The organism is Arthrobacter sp. TWP1-1 (assembly GCF_049897845.1).
Classification (GTDB): Bacteria; Actinomycetota; Actinomycetes; order Actinomycetales; family Micrococcaceae; genus Specibacter.
In genome coordinates, this window is sequence record NZ_JAFCXC010000004.1 from 93925 (window position 1) to 113410 (window position 19486).

At 62.7% G+C, this 19486-nt stretch carries 18 protein-coding genes, 1 tRNA gene and 1 riboswitch; of the genes, 11 read left to right on the forward strand and 8 right to left on the reverse strand.

All coding sequences use genetic code 11. The features are described from left to right. Positions 1-68: 68 nt before the first annotated feature. Entirely contained in the window at positions 69-1334 is a 1266-nt protein-coding gene (locus tag ACP7B9_RS09140; RefSeq protein WP_425863129.1) for an MFS transporter, read from the reverse strand. A 9-nt stretch (positions 1335-1343) separates the two neighbouring features. After that, the gene (locus ACP7B9_RS09145; protein WP_425862680.1) at positions 1344-1859 is read right to left on the reverse strand and encodes a MarR family winged helix-turn-helix transcriptional regulator; all 516 of its coding nucleotides are present in this window, start codon (positions 1857-1859) and stop codon (positions 1344-1346) included. Positions 1860-2059: 200 nt separating this feature from the next. Next, positions 2060-2253: riboswitch (cyclic di-AMP (ydaO/yuaA leader) on the forward strand. A 4-nt stretch (positions 2254-2257) separates the two neighbouring features. Here ACP7B9_RS09145 and ACP7B9_RS09150 point away from each other — a divergent pair. Together ACP7B9_RS09150 and ACP7B9_RS09155 are read left to right on the forward strand one after the other, a co-directional pair. Next, a complete protein-coding gene (locus ACP7B9_RS09150; protein ID WP_425862682.1) occupies positions 2258-3010 on the forward strand; it encodes a hypothetical protein in 753 nt (250 codons plus the stop codon). 15 nt (positions 3011-3025) lie between these two features. After that, positions 3026-3799, forward strand: coding sequence for a formylglycine-generating enzyme family protein (locus ACP7B9_RS09155; protein ID WP_425862683.1), 774 nt, complete (start codon positions 3026-3028; stop codon positions 3797-3799). Positions 3800-3890: 91 nt separating this feature from the next. On the opposite strand, the gene upp is transcribed toward ACP7B9_RS09155, so the two are convergent. Next, entirely contained in the window at positions 3891-4529 is a 639-nt protein-coding gene (upp, locus tag ACP7B9_RS09160) for a uracil phosphoribosyltransferase (protein WP_425862684.1), read from the reverse strand. A 22-nt stretch (positions 4530-4551) separates the two neighbouring features. On the opposite strand from upp, the gene tadA reads away from it, so the two are divergent. Then, the gene (gene tadA, locus ACP7B9_RS09165; RefSeq protein WP_425862685.1) at positions 4552-5046 is read left to right on the forward strand and encodes a tRNA adenosine(34) deaminase TadA; all 495 of its coding nucleotides are present in this window, start codon (positions 4552-4554) and stop codon (positions 5044-5046) included. Here tadA and ACP7B9_RS09170 read toward each other — a convergent pair. Then, positions 5043-5414 carry a hypothetical protein gene (locus ACP7B9_RS09170; RefSeq protein ID WP_425862686.1) on the reverse strand — a complete coding sequence of 124 codons (372 nt, stop codon included), beginning with the start codon at positions 5412-5414 and terminating at the stop codon, positions 5043-5045. The two genes, tadA and ACP7B9_RS09170, sit on opposite strands and share 4 nt — an antisense overlap. 92 nt (positions 5415-5506) lie before the next feature. Beyond that, positions 5507-6694, reverse strand: coding sequence for a DNA glycosylase AlkZ-like family protein (locus tag ACP7B9_RS09175; RefSeq protein WP_425862688.1), 1188 nt, complete (start codon positions 6692-6694; stop codon positions 5507-5509). A gap of 81 nt (positions 6695-6775) precedes the next feature. On the opposite strand from ACP7B9_RS09175, the gene ACP7B9_RS09180 reads away from it, so the two are divergent. Beyond that, positions 6776-6865, forward strand: a tRNA-Ser gene (locus tag ACP7B9_RS09180). A gap of 218 nt (positions 6866-7083) precedes the next feature. Here ACP7B9_RS09180 and ACP7B9_RS09185 read toward each other — a convergent pair. Continuing rightward, positions 7084-7887: an excalibur calcium-binding domain-containing protein gene (locus ACP7B9_RS09185; protein WP_425862690.1), complete on the reverse strand. Its 804-nt coding sequence runs from the start codon at positions 7885-7887 to the stop codon at positions 7084-7086. A 130-nt stretch (positions 7888-8017) separates the two neighbouring features. Between ACP7B9_RS09185 and ACP7B9_RS09190 the strand changes: the two genes are divergently transcribed. From ACP7B9_RS09190 to ACP7B9_RS09210, 5 genes are all read left to right on the forward strand, one after another. Then, positions 8018-8755, forward strand: coding sequence for a response regulator transcription factor (locus tag ACP7B9_RS09190; RefSeq protein ID WP_425862692.1), 738 nt, complete (start codon positions 8018-8020; stop codon positions 8753-8755). Beyond that, the gene (locus tag ACP7B9_RS09195) at positions 8746-10236 is read left to right on the forward strand and encodes an ATP-binding protein (protein WP_425862693.1); all 1491 of its coding nucleotides are present in this window, start codon (positions 8746-8748) and stop codon (positions 10234-10236) included. The genes ACP7B9_RS09190 and ACP7B9_RS09195 overlap by 10 nt, the downstream gene beginning before the upstream one ends. Before the next feature lie 148 nt (positions 10237-10384). Then, positions 10385-11062, forward strand: coding sequence for a hypothetical protein (locus ACP7B9_RS09200; RefSeq protein ID WP_425862695.1), 678 nt, complete (start codon positions 10385-10387; stop codon positions 11060-11062). A gap of 68 nt (positions 11063-11130) precedes the next feature. Beyond that, the gene (locus ACP7B9_RS09205) at positions 11131-11847 is read left to right on the forward strand and encodes a YcnI family protein (protein ID WP_425862696.1); all 717 of its coding nucleotides are present in this window, start codon (positions 11131-11133) and stop codon (positions 11845-11847) included. Positions 11848-11944: 97 nt separating this feature from the next. Next, entirely contained in the window at positions 11945-12616 is a 672-nt protein-coding gene (locus ACP7B9_RS09210; RefSeq protein ID WP_425862698.1) for a DUF4232 domain-containing protein, read from the forward strand. 13 nt (positions 12617-12629) lie between these two features. Here the strand turns inward: ACP7B9_RS09210 and ACP7B9_RS09215 are convergent, their stop codons facing one another. Then, positions 12630-13154 (reverse strand): hypothetical protein, encoded by a 525-nt coding sequence (locus tag ACP7B9_RS09215; RefSeq protein WP_425862699.1) that lies wholly within the window; start codon positions 13152-13154, stop codon positions 12630-12632. Between the two features lie 219 nt (positions 13155-13373). Between ACP7B9_RS09215 and ACP7B9_RS09220 the strand changes: the two genes are divergently transcribed. Further along, on the forward strand, positions 13374-18251 hold the full coding sequence (locus ACP7B9_RS09220; protein WP_425862701.1) for an ATP-dependent helicase: 4878 nt from the start codon (positions 13374-13376) through the stop codon (positions 18249-18251). Continuing rightward, positions 18244-19053, forward strand: coding sequence for a DNA-formamidopyrimidine glycosylase family protein (locus ACP7B9_RS09225; protein ID WP_425862702.1), 810 nt, complete (start codon positions 18244-18246; stop codon positions 19051-19053). Before ACP7B9_RS09220 ends, ACP7B9_RS09225 begins: the two co-directional genes overlap by 8 nt. Here ACP7B9_RS09225 and ACP7B9_RS09230 read toward each other — a convergent pair. Further along, positions 19050-19409 carry a VOC family protein gene (locus ACP7B9_RS09230; RefSeq protein ID WP_425862704.1) on the reverse strand — a complete coding sequence of 120 codons (360 nt, stop codon included), beginning with the start codon at positions 19407-19409 and terminating at the stop codon, positions 19050-19052. The two genes, ACP7B9_RS09225 and ACP7B9_RS09230, sit on opposite strands and share 4 nt — an antisense overlap. Positions 19410-19486 lie beyond the last annotated feature (77 nt).

Genomic DNA, 19486 nt, shown 5'->3' on the forward strand with positions numbered 1-19486 from the left:
CCCAGCATTTGCCACTATGTCACCCGTTGTTTACGTTATGCGCGTGACGTAACTGCCCTCTCCACGGACTACTTGGCCTCGTTGCGCAGCCCCTGCACCATGAATGATGGGCGCAGATCCCTGACCTGATCTCGCAGCCGGACGTTATTGCGCCGGTTCATCAAGATCAGCGCAACGAATCCGGCCACTAGCGCAACCACTGCGCCCAGGCCGAGTGACCAACGCGCGCCAAATTCGGTGGCAATCCAGCCCACTAACGGAGCCCCAATGGGTGTCCCGCCTTGCAGAACCACCATGTAGACGGCGAGCACACGCCCACGCATGGCGGCATCGGTGGTCAATTGCACCGTGGTGTTGCAGGCGTTCATGAACGTCAATGACGCCAATCCCACGGGCACCAATGCCACGGCGTACCAAAAGTAGCTGGGCATGATCGCGGCCACGGCCACGGTTATCCCGAACGCCAGCGCCCCGCCAACGATGTACAGCATCCGCATGTTCTTTCGCTTGGCCGCAAGGAGTGCGGCCGCCAATGTTCCGATGGCCATGACTGAGCCCAAGAGGCCATATTCCCCCGGCCCCAGGTGGAAAACTGTCGTGGCCATCAAGGCATTGGTGATCTGGAAGTTCATGCCGAAGGTGCCCACCATGAAGACCAGCACCATGATCATCAGCAGGTCCGGCCGCTGGCGGATGTAGCGGAGCCCCTCTCGGATCTGCCCTTTCGCCCGCGGCACCCTGACGGGAGGGATGAGTTCGTTGACGCGCATCCGCCAGAGGGAGAAAATGACGGCTGCAAAGCTGGCTGCGTTGATTAAGAATGCCGGCCCCGTACCCACCAGCGCGATAACAAGACCTGCCACACCGGGCCCCGCGAGGCGGGCAAGGTTGAACGAGGCACTGTTAAGCGCGACGGCGTTGGGAACATCCGCTTTCCCGACGACTTCGGAGACAAATGCCTGCCTCGACGGAGCGTCAAAGGCGCTTGCCACGCCCAGCAGGAGAGCCAAAGCATAAACATGCCACAGTTGTACAGACCCGGTGACCACCAAAATTCCCAACAAAAGCGCACAAAAACCCATGGCGGCCTGTGTAATCAGCAGGAGTTTGCGCTTATTGACCCGATCGCCCAGCAGTCCTGCGTAAGGCCCAAGGAACACGATTGGCAGAAATTGCAGCCCCGTAGTGATGCCGGCTGCCGTACCTGAATTGTTAGTTAGGACCGTCAATACCAACCAGTCCTGGGCTACCCGCTGCATCCACGTTCCGATATTGGAGACCAGTGCCCCCGTCACCCAGAGCCTGTAATTGAATACCCGCAACGCCCGGAACATTGAATTCACTTAGGCACTCATCTCCTGCAAGATCAGGGCCGCCTCGTGCAGCGTGGCACGCTGTGCGGGAGTCAGCGCCGCCACGCGCCTCGCCAGCCACTCCGTTCGCTTGGAGCGCGCCCGTAAGAGGGCTGCCGCTCCCGAATCCGTAACGCGCACCAGGACTTGGCGTTTGTCCTGCGGATTTTCTTCCCTGCTGACGAATGCGGCCTCGGCCAGCCCATTGACGATCCGTGTCATGGAAGGTGCTTGAATTTGCTCGCGTGCTGCGAGCTGGCCCACTGTTCGGGGTCCGTCCATGATGGCGGCAAGGACCGAATACTGACCGGGGCTGATCTCCTGCGATGCCGCCTCTGCCCGGAGCCTGCGCGAGGTGCGCATCACCGCGATCCGCAATTCGGCGGCCAATGGGGCAGCGCCGATCCCCCGCGCGGTCTTGCGTGGGGCACCCGGGCCAGGGTCCGTCGTCGAACGTTGCGGGGAAGGGTTACGCGGGGAAGGGTCAGGGGAGAAAGTTTCGGTCATCGTCGCTGCGCTATCTACATCAAAAGTTTCGTATCGTCTGCTCTCAACTCTAGATCGTTAGCATTGCTAAGTAAATGTCGATTCGCTCACCTGCTACAAAGGTTGTTACCAAAATGTGACAATGTTAGACCGTTCGGATAGTCTGACTAAAGTGCTCGCCAACCATTTACGGTTTTTGGCACCGATGGACGGTTCGCCGAGCTCTGCCGCCGCCCATCTCCCTCCACACGCATGGCAGAGACGGGGGACCCACTTTTTACGGGCCCTTCCGCATGGAAGCCCTTGGGGTTAAGCCGACGCAGTGCAGCAGTGTTATCCACTGCCATGCCGAGCGTTGGCCGGATTCTCTAATCCGTTCCCGACAGCTCACCTCGCAGGCGTAGAGAGGCAATCACATCATGACCGCTGCACCGCAGCGCGGCCGTCGCCGCGCAGAATCAGTTCGCCGCCAGTCGATCTTTGGGCTGAGTTCCGCCCGCATCTCCCGTACCGGGACCCATGCCGCCGGTTCCGCATCGTCGGCTGTCACCAAGACCGCAAAGTGCGTGGCCGCCGTGGCCGTGGTTGGTGGGCTCCTGACTGCAGGCGCCATTGCCCAGCAGGTCGGCCACACCACGGATACGAGCCTCGCTAGCCTCGTTTCCGCCGCTGAAACATCTGCGGCCCCTACGTCGATCTCGGCCTCGGATGATGCGACCATCAGTTTCCCCGGTCTCTCCGTCACCTCGGACACGAAGGCTTCGGCGCCTGCTTCGGCCACCACGGATGTCAAGGCCGCTGCCGCTGAGGTCACGCCCGTCGCGACCACGCCAGCACCAACTCCCGCTCCGGCCGTTGCTGTGGATGACCCCGCAGCAGCAAAAGCGTACGCCGCGACACAAGTGAGCGCCCGCGGCTGGGGCGCCGGCGAAATGAGCTGCCTCACCCAGTTGTGGGAACGCGAATCTAACTGGCGCACCAGTGCGTTGAATCCCGACGGCGGAGCTTACGGGATCGTGCAGTCTTTGCCAGCTGAGAAGATGGCCAGCGTTGGCGCTGACTACCTCACCAATTACGAGACCCAGATTACGTGGGGCTTGAACTACATCACGGAGACCTACTCCACACCATGCGGCGCCTGGGCGCACTCAAATGCTGTGAACTGGTACTAACTTTCAAGGAGGGGCATGGTTCGGCAGGAAGTTCTGGGCCTAGTTCCCATCCCCGGCGGCACCATCGCCATGCGAGACGCCCGTTCGGCAGTCACCCGCGATGTGGTGCTGCGCCCGTTTTCTTTGGGCCGGACCCAACTCACCCGGGCTGATTGGTCCGCAGTAATGGACAACGCCGGGACTCCACCTTCGTTGCCTCGCCTGCCTATGCATCCCCTCACATGGTTTGACGCCATCGTGTGGTGCAACGCAGCGTCAAATGTGGCTGGTTTCTCGCCTGCCTATACCGTTGACGGACGTGAGGTCCATTGGGAGGTTGGTTCCGACGGTTACCGACTACCCACCGAGTCCGAGTGGGAGTGGGCTGCCAAAGCAGGAACAACCACCCCGGTCTATGGACCGTTGGCTGACATTGCCTGGACGGCCGCAGATGCTGTCGCGGGGCCGCAGCTCGTTGCCAGCAAGTTAGCGAATAACTACGGCCTCTTCGATATGATCGGCAACGTTTGGGAGTGGTGCTGGGATTATGCGGACACGGCCCGCTACGGCGACTACAGGAGTTTACGCGGAGCCGGCTGGGACGATCCCCACTGGAGCGCACGCGCCTCCGTTCGCCGGGGCAGCGCACCCGATGCCCTCCTTGAAGATGTCGGATTCAGGGTTGCCCGCGGAGCCGTTGGAGTTGCTGGCACCTTGTCCGCGCAGGGCTGGTCGGCCGACGCCGACAAGGAACGCGCGTCCATCAAGGGGCCTCGGCCCGTTGGCTGGACCCCGTTGCGCGGCCTCTAACGTCTTCGCAACGAAAAATGACACCGATTCCGCTTTATGACACCGGGATATCGGTGTCATAAAGCGGAATCGGTGTCATTTACTAAATTCTTTAGTCCACGACGCCGTAGAGGCGGTCGCCGGCGTCGCCAAGACCCGGAACAATGTAGGAGTTCTCGTCGAGACCCTCATCGATGGACGCCAGAACAACGTGAACGTTGTCGCGATCGCCGTGGGCGGCCTCGAGCTTTGCCAGGCCCTCCGGAGCTGCCAGCAGGCAGATGCAGGTGATGTCAGCTGCGCCGCGATCAAAGAGGAACTTGAAGGCCTCGATCAGGGTGCCGCCGGTGGCCAGCATGGGGTCCAGCACGTAGACCTGACGGCCTGTGAGGTCCTCGGGCAGGCGCTCTGCGTAGGTGATGGCTTCGAGGGTTTCCTCGTTGCGTGCCATGCCCAGGAAGCCAACTTCGGCGGTGGGCAGCAGGCGGGTCATGCCCTCGAGCATGCCAAGGCCGGCGCGTAGGATCGGCACAACTAGGGGTGTGGGCTTGACCAGTCCGGTACCAATAGCGCTGGTCACCGGAGTCTCGATGTTGACCGGCTCCACACGCACTTCGCGTGTCGCCTCATAGGCCAACAAAGTGACCAGTTCCTCGGTCAGCTGACGGAAAATGGGGGACGGAGTGTTCTTGTCCCGCAGAACGGTCAACTTGTGGGCAATAAGCGGATGATCCGCAACGAATACGCGCATGAATAAAAGCTACCATTGAGCCGTGCCCAATTCCCCGAAATTCCCTAGAATCGAGACCACCACCACGGCACTTCATGCCCAGTGGATGGGCATCGCGCTCTCGGAAGCACAGCGGGCCTTGCTGACCGCGGATGTGCCGATTGGCGCCGTCGTACTTGGACCCGGTGGGGAGATCCTTGGTTTGGGCCGCAATGAACGTGAGGCGCATGGAGATCCGACGGCGCACGCGGAGGTTGTCGCGATCCGTGAGGCTGCCGCGAAATTGGGTGAGTGGCGGCTGGCCGATTGCACGCTAGTGGTGACGCTGGAGCCGTGCACCATGTGCGCCGGGGCTATTGTGCTGGCTCGAATCCCGCGCGTCGTATTCGGTGCGTGGGATGAAAAGGCTGGAGCCGCCGGGTCGGTATTTGATGTGTTGCGTGAACGCCGGCTCAACCACTGGGTCGAGGTGTTTCCGGGTGTCCGCGAGGAGGAGTGCGCGGCGCTGCTCAAGGACTTTTTCGGCGGGCACCGCTAAGGCGCCTCCGTGATGGTCAGTGGCACAGCCCGCGAGGCGCACGAGACTCGTTCGAATCCGCTCGCGGCACGACCGACCCGGTTGTTCTTTCCCGTGTCATCGCACCAATCCACGTTATACGGGTAGGTCGACACCGTTCCTTGGCCGGGGACGGCAGTACTTGGAATATCCAGCGGCACACTGAACCCGCCGGCGTCGTTCATGGGAGCGAGCTCCTCCACGACCTTGGCACCGGACCCGTCCGTGATCTCAATCTGAACTTGGGCGTTCTCGCCGTAGCGCGGATCGCAAGTAGCGTCGGCCGCGCTGACCGTGAGACTTCCGCCGGGGCTCGCCAAATCCTGGCTGAGAGAAAACTCCGGCGGCATGCAGGGTTGAGACTCGAAAATCTGCGAACACGAGACCATGCTTGCCCCGGCAAGTGCGGCTGCAGCAACCACTGCCAACCACCGCACCCCTCTCATCTCGACGTCGCCGCCGCATTGATGGCGTCGATCCGCTTTTGCCTGCTGGCTGGCGAATCGAGGCTGAAGGAGCGGAAGTCACCCAGGTCTTCGCGGATGAATTCCTCCACTTCTTGAATCCTTTGCGTCACGGCCTTTGTCGGGGCGTCGAAGAGCCAGTGGGCAATGCGTTCGGTGCCGGGATCGTACTGCCACAGGCCGATGATGCGGCCGCGATCAACGATGGGGTGGTCAGGCAAATCGGCCTGGAGCGCAAGCTTGGCGCTGAGCAGCTGGCGGTCCCGGTCCTCATCGGCAAAATGGTCGGCGGCGTTGCGGCGGAGCAGGAAGAGGGAGTCGGTGCCGGCAAGCAGCTGGATCTGTTCTTCCTGAGGCGCCGTGAAATTCGCCGATTCTTCCGCGTCCGCAGGCAGCATCCACAGGCCGGGAGTCTCCGATGCCGGAGCTTCGACGGCACCCGTGGCTGCGAGCGCGGCCTTGGTTTGAGCCACTGTGAAGGCGGTGAACCATTGGGTTTGCTTGAGCGTGGCCCCACCGGTCCAGCCCAGATAGTTTTCCATCAGCCTCGCACGGGCCTGGTCCGCAGATTCAGTTGCCGGTGGCAGGCCCCACGTTGTGTAGGCGTAGCGCTGCTGGTCCAGCCTGCCATTGACGGGCACGCGGCGGATACGACCATCTGCTTGCAATAGGCCGAGCACCGTTGGGAGCGTGGTTGAGGCGCCCTTCTTCTTGCCTTCCTCACCCAGGCTGCGCACGGCATCCCCCAGCTGATCCTTGAGCTGCTTCGGGTCCAAGGGCTGGCCCGCGTCCTGAAGGACCCGAAGTGTCTTGTCAGCCAGGTCTGTGACCTCGCCGCGTTCGACGCCGAGCTTGCCCAGGACCTTCACCGTCGCCTCGGCTGCCCCTTGACCGAGCAACAACGCCCAGGCGAAATCGTCCGCACCCAGCACATAGGTGCAGCCGCGCGCCGTCGGAAGTTCATGAATGTGCAGGGCGGCAACATCGGCGTCGGCCTGTTCTCGGCGAATGCCTGCCCTGGCGAAAAGACTGAGGTAGGGATTGGCTCCACCGACCGAACGCGCCCATCCCGCTCTGGCGAAGACTTCAGCGGAGTTGCTGCCCGAAAGCGAGCCGTCCAGACCTTGTTTGTGCCAGCTCCAGGCACGTTGCGTTGCACTGTCCATGTGCTCATCCTGCCCTATTCATGAACGCGCGTCTTGGCTCATTTTTGTTGTTGGGCTTTGAGCCGGTAAGGTTGACGCGTTGGTGACGTGTCCGAGCGGCCGAAGGTGCAACACTCGAAATGTTGTTCAGGTGAGAGCCTGACGTGGGTTCAAATCCCACCGTCACCGCCAATGAAAACCCCGTAGATCCTTGGATCTACGGGGTTTTCGCTATTCTAGGTCGCCCGCGATGACGGAAAGCTCAGAGTTCTTCCTGCACTTGCCCGTCTGGGCGCGGATCATCATCATGCTTTGGGCTGCTGCGGCCGCTGCCATCAATGAACATCGGCGCACTCCACGAATTCCGTTCCTGACCAGCTGTTCCGCCCAGCCGCTTGGGCCAGGTCTCGCTACCTCTTGGGCTCACAGGCAACGCCGTCGCTATCGCCATCCATGCCCGGACGGTAACCGGGCTGACCAATGTAGAGCGGAGCCGCTCCTGCGGCCCGGGCCTCCGTGCAATTCTGATAGTAGACATCAGCCGCGGGCGCCTGCTGTGCGGCTTGCTCTGCAACAATTCGCGCCGCCTCATCAGCGGCAGCTTTATCCGATGTAGCCTTTTCGGCGGCAACTCGTTCAACCGCAGCCTTTTCCTTCGCCATCTTTTCTGCCGCAACGCGTTTTGTTTCGGCTCGCTCGGCAATTAAGGTCGTGGAGTCTTTCTTCAACATCCACACCAGCAAGCCCTTGTCATCGACGGTGCAGACCAATGTCTCGGTTCCTTCCACGACTGACTCGCCGTCATCAAAACACTCTTTCTTGAGCACATATTTAGGAGTGGGCGTCGGACTCGCCGACGGCGACGCTGACGTGGTCACCGCAACCATCGCGTCAGCGAGTGGCGCAATGGTGCCTGACGAAGGTGACGTTAACGCAGCGACGATCGATCCGATAATCAAGACCAGAAAGCCAATCCCAACGGCACCCCCGGCACCCTTTCGGTGCGGAAGTCCAAGCCAGGACCGTCGTCCAAAGATGAGCGAATATAAAGCCGTCAGAATGACGAAAAGTGCGAACATGACCAACCACGCCGCAAACCCTCCCGTCACAAGCGCGATCACCAAAAACAAGAGCCAGATTGTTCCCGTGATCCAAAACGACTTTGTTGGATGCCAAACTGCCTTACTGGTCCCCGCAGAAAAGTTGGTTGTCATGTTGTTCCTCAATAGGATTTCGCTTGTTGTCTGGGAAAACCACCCCAGTGGGTGTCCGCACAGCCTAGTCCACAGAGAACACTCGGGAACCACCCAGCAAATATCGGGTTGAATAACAGAGAATGAAGTCATGGCACCTCCAACTCCCGCATCAGCACTTCCGAAGCTCACCCGGGCGGACGGCCAGCCCATCCGCGCCCTAGTGGTTGACGACGAACCCGAGCTCGCGGACCTGATGCGTCGAGGACTGGAAATCACCGGATGGGAAGTTGCCACTGCCCACGATGGCTTTGAGGCGTTGAAGATCGCCCGCGAATTCATCCCCGATGTGTTGGTCCTCGATGTCATGATGCCGGGCATGGACGGAGTGGAACTCCTCCAAAGAATCCGCACCATCTACCCCGAAGTGCCGGCTCTCTTCCTGACCGCCAAGGACGGGGTCTCGGACAAGGTGACAGGGCTTCAGGCCGGCGGCGACGACTATGTCAGCAAGCCGTTCAGCATGAAGGAGGTCCTGCTACGACTGCACAGGATCGTCCAACGCTCCGGCGTCACGGCTCCGCAATTCGCGCACCTGACCGTTGGCGATCTGACCATGAATAAGGACACCAAGGCTGTGCAACGGGCCGGTGTGGATATCGCTCTGACCTCCACCGAATTTGAACTCCTGAAGTTCCTCATGGAAAACCCCCGCCACGTCCTGAGCAAGTCGCGCATCCTTGACCGCGTCTGGAACTATGATTTCGGCGGCCAAAGCAACATCGTTGAGCTGTACATTTCCTATCTCCGCAAGAAGATCGATGCCGATCGAGAACCCATGATCCACACCGTCCGTGGCTCAGGCTATGTGATCAAGCCATGTCCCTGACTGGCACAACGCGGAAATTTTTGAACCCGGGCAACTGGCACCTGAGCACACGCCTGGTGGTGGTCATGCTGGCCCTGTTGACCGTCATTTGTGCCTTGGTGGGCCTGGTCGCCTACACAACGCTGAGCGTCACGGCCAATAGCCAGCTCGACACCGCCGTCCAGCAAGCTTCGGTTCGCACAGCCGCCTATTACACGGGGTCCTCCACCCAGCGCGATCCCCTCGATGCCCGTGCCACCAGCGCAGGCCAGTTGAGCGCGGTCTTGAGTAACGACGTCGTTCATTACGCGGGGATTCTTGCCGCCGACGGAACCCGGCAACAGCTGACCGGCGCCGATGCCACCGTCCTGGCAGCCCTCCCCACCGACGGAAGCTTCGCCGACAAGAACCTGACCCTTGGCGATTACCGCTTGCAGGCGCAGGCCGTCCCCGATGGCAGCATCCTGATCACCGGGCTACCCCGCGCCGCCACCGAACAGACGCTGTCAACGCTGGTGCTCTCGATCGTGCTGGTTTCGCTGGCCGGACTCATGGCGCTGGGCTGGGCCGGCACAGTCATCATTCGTCGCAGCCTGCGTCCCCTCGGCCAACTTTCGGATACGGCCACCCAGGTTTCCACGTTAAGGCTCGACGCCGGTGAGGTCGCCTTGAGTGCGCGCGTCCCGGACGCCGCCGCCCGCCCGGGCACCGAGGTGGGCAACGTTGGCAGCGCGTTCAACGCCATGCTGGATAACGTCTCGCATGCGCTTAAAGCGCGCCAGCAGAGCGAGACCAAGCTGCGCCGCTTTGTGGCTGACGCCAGCCACGAATTGCGCACTCCCCTGACGGCCATCCGCGGCTACGCCGAATTGCTCTCCATGACCGAGCCCCTGAGCGACGACGGGCAGACAGCCTTGGGCCGGGTCCAGGACCAATCGGTCCGGATGAGCCGGCTGGTGGACGACCTCTTGACGCTCGCCAGGCTGGATGAAGCAAATCAAACCACCATCGGGGCCTCAGCGACTAAGGGACTAGACGCGTTGAAAACCGTAAACGTCAGCCCCCTTGTCATGGAGGCTGTTAGCGATCTTCAAATTGCCACGCCCGATCACCAGTGGACGTTCACTGTCCCCGACGAACCCGTGGAGACGAGCGCAGAGGCGGGCGCGCTGCGTCAGGTCCTGCTGAACTTGCTGTCCAACGCCGCCAAGCACACCCCCGCCGGAACGGCCGTCCATACATCGCTGTCCCAGGCTCCCGGAGGATGGTGCCTGCTGGAAATCACGGACAACGGTCCGGGCATCGACCCGGCGTTCCAAAGGATCGTCTTTGACAGGTTCTCCCGCGCCGATCAGGCCCGGACGGGAACAGCAGGAAGCACTGGACTCGGTTTGAGTATTGTTCAGGCACTAGTCCAGGCCCTTGGCGGATCGGTCAGCGTGACGAGCGTCCCCGGAAACACCAGCTTCATCGTGCGGCTTCCAAGCGCCCCTGCCAATTAGGCACGTCCGGCCCCAGGCAGTACCAGGCACACTGCTCAAACTTCTGACGGCTCCCCTAGCCAATCCGCAAGGCCTTCCGCCCCGAATGCCAGACAGGGGAATTCCCCGATAAGATGGGAAAGTTGGCCGAACGGCGGAAGGGAGTACCGTGACACACGCTCCCTTTAGGCTGCTCCGAACCACGCTGGTGGGTTCGACAGTCCTTGGCCTCGCGGCCGGTGCTCACCTTTTGGCAGGTGGAACATTACCTGTCTGGCCCATCATGGCGGCCATCTTAGCCCTGCACATCATGTGCTCCACCGTAGCCACGAAATTCCAGCTGACTCTGCCCGCCATGGTGGCGCTTCTGGCTGGCAGCCAAATTGTGCTGCACAAGGGCTTTGACTTCTTGTCCCACAGCGCGCACCTGGCAGAGACTGCCGGAACAAACAACGTGACGGCCCAAGCGCTGAGCCACCACGCCATGTCCGCGGAAGCACACGCCGCCACCCTGCTGGCCCAAGCCACGTCCACGGGCGTTCCTGGCGTCACCAGCCTTGAAGCGATCAGCCATTCAGGGGCAATGTCTGGCTGGATGCTGGCCGCGCACGTCGTGGCAACGGTTGCCGCCGCCGGGCTGCTGGCCTACGGCGAAAGCGCGCTGTGGTCCCTCGCTCGCTGGCTGCGCCCGCTTTACCGGTGCGCGGCCGCGGTCCTTGTCATTGTTTTGCCGGCAAAAGCTACCCGCCTGGGCGTCATTCCGCGTCCGCTCCCCCGCCTCCCGTGGCGCAATCTGCGCCCCGATACGCGCCGGGGACCCCCTTTCCGAACAGCAGTCTTCGCTTAGCACCCTTCGAACTCGTCGCAGGGTGCTGCTTCCCTGTACTTTTTTGCATGTTCGAAAGGCTTTATCCCATGCGTTTTTCCCGTACCCTCAAGACCACCGCAGCTCTCGGCACCACCGCCGGTTTGATGATGCTCGGCCTCGGCGCAGCGTCCGCCCACGTCTCCGCGACACCCACAGAAACCGCTGCCGGAGCGTACTCTCTGGTCACGTTTGCCGTGGGCCACGGTTGCGACGGTTCGCCCACCACGGCCGTGACCATCACGCTGCCGGATGAGCTCAACGACGCCACGCCCACCGTCAACCCCAACTGGACCATCAGCAAGTCGGTGGAGAAGCTCAGCACGCCGATCACCCTTGCCAACGGCAGCAAGGTCAGCGAGCGCACCGCGTCCATCACGTACACAGCCAAGACACCGTTGGAGGACCACCAGCGCGACACCTTCACGCTGTCGCTGCAGCTGCCGGATTCCGCCGGAACCACCCTTCACTTCCCCACATTGCAGAAGTGCGAGACCGGGCAGACCGACTGGAAGGAAATCCCGGCCGCAGGTGCCGACCATGACTCCGTCGAAGCTCCGGCCCCTGAGCTGACCATCACCGCTGCGATCGCCGAGGACGCCCACGGCGCGCATAGTTCCACGGCTACTACTTCCTCTGACTCTTCTGCCACGTCCGCCACGAACGACGCCGGAACCTCCTGGCCTGCATGGCTCGGCTTGATCGCCGGGTTGGCTGGGCTGGTCCTTGGTGGCTTGGCCTTCTGGCGCACCACCCGCAAGGCGTAAGGACAGCAAGGCGTAACACCACCGCTGCGGGGCGTCTTATGGCGCTCCCGCGGCGGGGGAGGTTGACTCAGGAAACCATGAACGCAAAAGTGGGGGCATGACTACTGACCAGCGGATCCCGTCCAAGCGACTCCATGCGGGAAAGATCCTCGCACTTGCTGCCCTGATTGGCCTGGGTGCATCGCTGGCGGGCTGCGGCGCCCAGGATCAACCGCGGTCTACGGAAACCACCACACCCGCCGTCACACAGGCGAGCCCCAGCGCAAGTGCCGTTGCCGGCACTACGGAGGCAACGCCGTCGTCCGCGCCAACCACTGCCCCGGCGACTAGCCAAGCAACACAGGAGTCAACACCTCTTTGCACGGCGGCATCGTTGAAAGGCACCTTGGATGACACGGGCGGTGGCGCGGCAGGTAACGTTTTCATGAGTCTGGTGCTGACCAACAGCTCGGACGTTGCTTGCATTGTGGACGGCTACCCAGGCGTTTCCATGGTCATGGCCGGAACCATCGACCCCATCGGGGCCCCGGCGGAACGCGATGCACAGGCTCCCTCAACCGGGCCAATCACGCTGGCCCCGGGCGACACCACCACGGCGACCCTGCGCTACACGCAGGCCGGAAATTACCAGGAATGCCAGCACGTGCAGGCGGCTGCGGTGCTCGTCTACCCGCCGAGCGCAACCGACAGCCTGGAAATCCCGCATGAATTGACTGCGTGCAGCAACGCCGACATCAAGCTGCTGACCATCGGCGCATTCCAGCCGTAAGCACCATCAACGGCTAGGGCCGCAGCGCTTCCTCGGGATCGAATTCCTCAAAGGATCCGATGAATCCGGGGTCGCTGTCCTGTGACTCGCGTCGGCGGCCGTGGCGGAGCACGTGAAGTTTGTTGGAACCAAAAGCAAGCAAGGCAGCTGTCAGCAATTGCAACGCTCCGCCCCAGACGTCGGCGTGGATGAGCATGGTTAGCAAGCCCGTGAAAGCCGCGGCGCCACCAACTGTCATCAGCAGGCGCAACCGCTCAAAGTGGCCGTAGACAATGATGGCAGCACCAAGAATAAACCATGGCCCGGCACCATTGAGAAACGGAATCAGGGCTGTGAGCGTCATGCCAACGGCTGTGCCGCCAGCAAGATAGAGGTAGTGCTTCCGGGGTGCGAGCCACCATGAAGGATTACGCCACAGCCAGACCGCGCTCAACGCCGCAAGCAGCAGTGAACCCAGCAGGAAGAAGCCAGCAGGGGCGCCGTTTCCGCGCTGCGTCATCATGCTGATGGCACTGCCCAGCAAAAAGAGAAAAGACATGCCCAGCAACGGAACCCAGTTATTCCCAATATGCCGCGTCTGCACAGCGCCTGCTTTCCCCCAATAAACCAATACAGCAGGAGAGAAGCCGGGCACACGATATACACCGGACCGGCCTCGGCAACCATTGCCGCTCCTACCGTTAGATTACCGCCTGCCACTGACACTCACCGACCGAAGACGGTGTCGTCCTCGCCGCGTCGCAACAATGTCGGGGGCATGCGGCATGATGGAGCCGTGGAGGGAACAATGCCAGCAACCGCAATGAGCCAATTCGCCGCACCCACGCGCGAATGGTTCCTTGGCGCGTTCGGCTCCGCCACCCCCGCTCAAGTCGGCGCTTGGGAAGCGATCGCCGGCGGTGCACACTCACTGGTGGTGGCCCCCACCGGCTCCGGAAAAACGTTGGCCGCCTTCCTCTGGGCCCTTGATGGTCTCATCGCCAAGGCCAACCCATCCCTTTCTGGTACGACGCCGGATCCTGTCCAGTTGCCGGGCCTCACCACCGGCCCCCGCCCAAAAACCAGCACGCCAAAAACCCGCACGCGGGTCCTCTACATTTCGCCGTTGAAGGCCCTAGGCGTGGATGTTGAGCGCAACCTGCGCGCGCCCTTGATTGGCATCACGCAGACGGCGGCGCTGCTGGGTGTCGCGGCGCCGCATGTCAGTGTGGGAGTCCGTTCTGGTGATACCCCTGCCAATGAACGCCGCCGGTTGCTGACCCACCCGCCGGACATCCTGATCACCACGCCCGAATCGCTGTACCTGATGCTGACCTCCAAGGCGCGCGAGACCCTCAGTGACGTCCATACCATCATCATCGACGAGGTCCACGCCGTTGCCGGCACCAAGCGCGGCGCCCATTTGGCGCTCTCGCTGGAACGGCTCGATGCCCTGCTGGAAACCCCGGCCCAGCGCATCGGGCTCTCGGCAACCGTTGAGCCCCATTCCACCGTGGCCCGCTTCCTTGGCGGCAACGCCCCGGTCACCATCGTTGCTCCCGCCAGCACCAAAACCTGGAACCTGGCCGTCACGGTACCTGTCGCCGACATGACGGAACTGCCCGCGCTCGCCTCCGCACACGATCTCGGCCCGGCCTCTGGGCTGGCGCCCAACGCCTCCATCTGGCCGCATGTTGAGGAAAAAATCGTTGACGCGGTGCTGGCCAAGAAATCCACCATCATCTTCGCCAACTCCCGACGCCTGGCCGAGCGGCTGACGGGCCGACTCAACGAGATTTACCTCGAGCGGCTGGAACAATACGCGCTGGTCGAGGAGAATGCGCTGGTCGAGTCGCAACCGCTGGTCGAGCTTGTCGAGACCAAGGCGACCGCTGTCAACAAGGTCAATCGGCTCCCCGCCGAGATGATGGCACAGGCGGGCGCTACGGCCGGGGCTCCGAACGTGCTCGCCAAGGCACACCACGGTTCGGTGTCAAAGGAGCAGCGGGCGCTCATTGAAGACGACCTGAAATCCGGGCGGCTGCGTGCCGTGGTGGCCACCTCCAGCCTGGAGTTGGGCATCGATATGGGGGCCGTTGACCTGGTGATCCAGGTGGAGTCGCCACCGTCGGTGGCCAGCGGCCTGCAACGCGTAGGCCGTGCCGGACACCAGGTGGGCGAGATTTCACAGGGCCTACTCTTCCCCAAGCACCGCGCGGATCTGCTGCATTCAGCGGTGACGGTTGAACGCATGCTGGCCGGTCAGATTGAGCCGCTGTCTATCCCCGCGAATCCCTTGGACATCTTGGCCCAGCAAACCGTGGCGGCGACGGCGCTGGAACCGTTGGACGTTGACGAATGGTTTGATACAGTCCGGCGCAGTGCACCCTTTTTGGCGCTGCCGCGCTCGGCCTTTGACGCCACCCTTGATTTGCTGGCCGGCCGGTACCCCTCGGACGAGTTCGCCGAACTGCGCCCGCGCATCATTTGGGACAGGACGGCCGGAACCATCGCGGGCCGTCCGGGAGCACAGCGCTTGGCCGTTACCTCCGGAGGGACCATTCCTGACCGGGGACTGTTCGGCGTCTTCATCGTTGGCTCAGAAGAACCAGGTGCGGCCGGCACCGCCAACAAGGGTGGCCGGCGTGTGGGCGAGCTCGACGAAGAGATGGTCTACGAATCTCGCGTGGGCGACGTCTTTGCCTTGGGCGCCACGAGCTGGAAAATCGAGGACATCACCTTTGACCGAGTTCTGGTGTCCCCCGCCTTCGGTCAACCCGGAAAACTGCCGTTCTGGAAGGGCGATTCCCTGGGCCGCCCCGTGGAACTGGGCCGCGCACTCGGCGCTTTCATCCGTGAAGTCAGCGCTGCCCCGCGCAAAAAGGCATTGGCCCGTTGCACGGCCACTGGACTGGATGAGTGGGCGGCCAACAACCTGCTCAGCTACCTCGATGATCAAAAGGCAGCCACCACGCAGGTCCCCGATGACAAGACGCTCATGGTGGAACGCTTCCACGATGAGCTGGGTGACTGGCGAGTGGTGTTGCATAGCCCCTTCGGCATGCCGGTCCACGCGCCGTGGGCACTCGCCGTTGCCGCACGCTTGCACGAACGCTATGGGCTGGATGGCTCGGCCATGGCCTCCGACGACGGCATTGTGTTGCGCGTTCCCCTCATGGACGATGAACCTCCCGGCGCGGATCTGTTCCTCTTTGATCCGGACGAGCTGGACGGCATCGTCACCGCGGAGGTGGGCGGATCGGCGCTCTTTGCCAGCCGTTTCCGCGAATGCGCTGCCCGGGCACTGCTGCTTCCCCGGCAGAATCCGGGCAAGCGTTCGCCCTTGTGGCAGCAGCGCCAGCGCTCGGCCCAGCTGCTGGATGTCGCCCGGAAGTACCCGCAGTTCCCCATCGTCTTGGAGACGGTGCGCGAATGCCTGCAGGACGTCTATGACCTGCCCGCACTGAAGGGCATTGCCGCCTCGATTGAGCGGCGCGAGCTGCGCATCGTGGAAACCACCACTAGCGAACCATCTCCCTTTGCCCGTTCTCTGCTCTTTGGCTACGTGGCGAGTTTCCTCTACGAGGGCGATTCCCCGCTGGCCGAACGCCGGGCCGCCGCACTGTCGCTGGACCCCGCACTGCTCGACGAGTTGCTGGGCCGGGCAGAGCTCCGCGAGCTCCTTGACCCCAACGTCATCGCCACCACCGAGGCCCAGCTGCAGCGACTGGCACCCGACCGTCGCGCCCGCGGAATGGAGGGCGTAGCGGATTTGCTGCGCCTGCTGGGGCCCCTCACGGTTTCAGAGGCCGCCGCTAGGTTGGTCCCCGCCGTCGCGCCTTCCGCGGCCCTTGAACCGGACGACGCCGGACACGCACCTGACGCCGTTGCCTCACCTCAACATGTGGCAGAGACAGCCGCACATCTGGCCGAGCTGGTGGCGGCGAACCGTGCCCTACGGGTGAACATGGGCGGTGAGGAACGCTTCGCTGCCATTGAGGATGCGGCCCGCCTGCGTGACGCTCTCGGCATTCCGCTGCCCATGGGGGTGCCATTGGCATTCATCGAACCCGTAGCCGATCCACTGGGCGATCTGCTGGGCCGATATGCCCGAACCCACGGCCCCTTCACCGCGCCGGAAGCCGCCGTGCGGCTGGGACTGGGTGTCGCCGTCGTACTTTCAGGGTTGGCACGGCTGGCCGCAGACAGGCGCGTTACCGAAGGCGAGTTTTTGCCTCAGCGCGCGGAAAACGGCGCTACGGAATGGTGTGATGTTCAGGTTCTGCGGCAGTTGCGCAGCCGGTCGCTGGCGGCGCTGCGGGCCGAGGTGGAGCCCGTGGATGCCGCAACGTTTGGGCGATTCCTACCCGCATGGCAACACATCACCGCGGCTTCCAACGCGCCTGCACTGCGCGGTTTGGACGGCGTACTGACAGTGGTTGACCAGTTGGCTGGAGTGCCCATTCCGGCGTCGGCGTGGGAACCGCTGGTGTTGGCTGCGCGCGTGGCCGATTACTCCCCTGCCATGCTGGATGAACTCACGGCGACGGGCGAGGTACTGGTTTCCGGTTCCGGATCTCTGGGTTCCAACGACGGTTGGCTGAGCCTGCACATTGCGGATTCGGCTGACCTGACACTTCAACCATCCGTTGACTTCACGCCGGGCGAACTCCACCAACGGGTGCTCTCTGCCCTAGAAACCGGAGGTGCCTACTTCTTCCATCAGCTGCGTGAAATGACAGCCGATGGGCCCGATCTTCTGGCCTCCGATGACGAACTGACCACCGCCTTGTGGGACCTGCTGTGGGCCGGACGGGTCAGCAATGACACGTTCTCACCCGTCCGCGCACTATTGGCGGGTGGCCACACGGCGCACAAGCAAAAGGCTCCTCCTTCGAGGCTGCGTCCGGCTCGTGCGGGGCGCTACGGCCGTTTGGCGGGTCGTGCAGCTGGTGTGCAACGCGGCGCACCGCCCATGGGGGCAGGGCGTTGGAGCCTACTGCCGCTCGATCCTGCGGACGCGGTTTCGAGCACACAGGCCACCTTGCGCAGCCATGCCTTGGCCGAACTGTTCCTTGACAGATATGGTGTGGTGACGCGCGGTTCCGTCATGAATCAAGGAATTCAAGGCGGATTCGGGCTCATGTACAAGGTGCTGGCACGGCTTGAAGAAGGCGGAAAGTGCCGCCGCGGCTACTTCATCGAGCATCTTGGCGCGGCACAATTTGCGGTGTCGGCCACCGTCGACCGTCTGCGAACCTTTAGCGAGGACGCCGCCTTGCAGGTACGTGCGCCGCAGGCCCTGGCGTTGGCGGCCACCGATCCCGCCAACCCTTACGGTGCCGCGCTCCCTTGGCCGCCGCTGGATTCCGGGCACAGGCCTGGTCGCAAGGCCGGGGCCTTGGTGGTGATGGTCGACGGCGTTCTGGTTCTGTATGTGGAGCGTGGCGGACGCACCCTGTTGTGCTTCAGCGACGAAGAGACCGCCGTTGCCCTGGCCGCGGCTGCTCTGGTCCAGGTGGTCAAGCGCGGCGCCATCGACAAGATGGCCATCGAAAAGGTCAACGGCGTGGAAGTGCTGACCACTCCCCTGGCAGCTGCCTTGTTGGCCTCCGGTGCGTACAGCTCTCCACGGGGAGTACGGATCCGTGCCTGAAGGAGATACCGTTTGGCGCCAAGCCCGGGACTTGCGCGCTGTCCTCGAAGGAAAAACGTTGACCTCGAGTGATTTCCGGGTGCCCGCGCATGCCACCGTCGATTTCAGCGGACAGCGGGTGACATCAGTCCAATCGCGAGGGAAGCATCTCCTGATATTCGTCGGTGGGCACGTCATCCATTCGCACTTGTCCATGGAAGGCCACTGGGATATTTACCCTTCACCGGCTGGCGGACGGCCGGCACGCTGGCGGCGCCCCGCTTTCACGGCCAGGGTTGTCCTGCAAACCGAGCTGGCAACCGCAGTCGGGTTTTCCTTGGGCAAGCTGGAAGTCCTGCCTGAAGCGTTGGTAGGTGACGCCGTCGGACATCTTGGGCCTGACTTACTGGGACCCGATTGGGACGCCGAAGAAGCATTACGCCGGCTGCTGGCCGAGCCCGGGCGCACCATTGGTGTGGCGTTGCTGGACCAGCGGAACCTTGCGGGAATCGGCAATATTTACCGCAATGAGCTGTGTTTTCTGGGCGGAGTCCATCCAGCCACGGCGGTTCGGGATGTTCCAGAACTGCCACGGATGATTGGGCTGGCCAAGCGTCTCCTCGAGGCGAACAAGGACAGGGCCGCCCGGTCAACAACCGGCGGGCCTGCGCGAGGCGAGGCGGCATCCTGGGTGTACGGGCTCGCCAGGAAGCCGTGCAAACGCTGCGGGTCCTTGATTCGCCACGACACCTTGGGAGATCCGGCGTTCCCAACACATGCGCCACGGGACATATATTGGTGCCCGCACTGCCAGGGCGCCTAGGGAATCATCTCGGCAGGGCGCACGACGCACCACTCGTTTCCCTCCGGATCCAAGAGGACCTGAAAAGTGCCAACGGCGTCGACGTGGATCGCCCCAACCTGGCTGGCTCCGAGGGCAACAGCGGCGACGGTGGCTGCCTGCACGTCGGCCACCAGGACATCGATGTGGAGACGATTCCTCCCAACCTTGGGCTCGGGCACTTTCTGAAAGGCCAACCGCGTCCACCCCGGCGCATCCAGGTAGGACCATGCATCATTTCGGTCTACCGGTTCGCCACCAAGAACCCCTGACCAGAACTTCGCCAGTCCAGATGGGTCCTGGCAATTCACCACCACTTCATCAACGTGTCCAATCATTCTGCGAGCCTACCGGTGTCCCGGTCACAGAGCTGTTCCTGTCATAGGGAGCAAGCCGAGCAGGATCAAAGAAGCAC

What these genes read in the sequence shown, in the direction of transcription:
- ACP7B9_RS09140 (WP_425863129.1), bottom strand. Translation starts at nt 1,334, where the DNA reads ATGTTCCGGGCGTTGCGGGTATTCAATTACAGGCTCTGGGTGACGGGG.
- ACP7B9_RS09145 (WP_425862680.1), bottom strand. Translation starts at nt 1,859, where the DNA reads ATGACCGAAACTTTCTCCCCTGACCCTTCCCCGCGTAACCCTTCCCCG.
- ACP7B9_RS09150 (WP_425862682.1), top strand. Translation starts at nt 2,258, where the DNA reads ATGACCGCTGCACCGCAGCGCGGCCGTCGCCGCGCAGAATCAGTTCGC.
- ACP7B9_RS09155 (WP_425862683.1), top strand. Translation starts at nt 3,026, where the DNA reads ATGGTTCGGCAGGAAGTTCTGGGCCTAGTTCCCATCCCCGGCGGCACC.
- upp (WP_425862684.1), bottom strand. Translation starts at nt 4,529, where the DNA reads ATGCGCGTATTCGTTGCGGATCATCCGCTTATTGCCCACAAGTTGACC.
- ACP7B9_RS09170 (WP_425862686.1), bottom strand. Translation starts at nt 5,414, where the DNA reads ATGCCGCCGGAGTTTTCTCTCAGCCAGGATTTGGCGAGCCCCGGCGGA.
- ACP7B9_RS09175 (WP_425862688.1), bottom strand. Translation starts at nt 6,694, where the DNA reads ATGGACAGTGCAACGCAACGTGCCTGGAGCTGGCACAAACAAGGTCTG.
- ACP7B9_RS09185 (WP_425862690.1), bottom strand. Translation starts at nt 7,887, where the DNA reads ATGACAACCAACTTTTCTGCGGGGACCAGTAAGGCAGTTTGGCATCCA.
- ACP7B9_RS09190 (WP_425862692.1), top strand. Translation starts at nt 8,018, where the DNA reads ATGGCACCTCCAACTCCCGCATCAGCACTTCCGAAGCTCACCCGGGCG.
- ACP7B9_RS09195 (WP_425862693.1), top strand. Translation starts at nt 8,746, where the DNA reads ATGTCCCTGACTGGCACAACGCGGAAATTTTTGAACCCGGGCAACTGG.
- ACP7B9_RS09205 (WP_425862696.1), top strand. Translation starts at nt 11,131, where the DNA reads ATGCGTTTTTCCCGTACCCTCAAGACCACCGCAGCTCTCGGCACCACC.
- ACP7B9_RS09210 (WP_425862698.1), top strand. Translation starts at nt 11,945, where the DNA reads ATGACTACTGACCAGCGGATCCCGTCCAAGCGACTCCATGCGGGAAAG.
- ACP7B9_RS09215 (WP_425862699.1), bottom strand. Translation starts at nt 13,154, where the DNA reads ATGTCTTTTCTCTTTTTGCTGGGCAGTGCCATCAGCATGATGACGCAG.
- ACP7B9_RS09220 (WP_425862701.1), top strand. Translation starts at nt 13,374, where the DNA reads ATGCGGCATGATGGAGCCGTGGAGGGAACAATGCCAGCAACCGCAATG.
- ACP7B9_RS09230 (WP_425862704.1), bottom strand. Translation starts at nt 19,409, where the DNA reads ATGATTGGACACGTTGATGAAGTGGTGGTGAATTGCCAGGACCCATCT.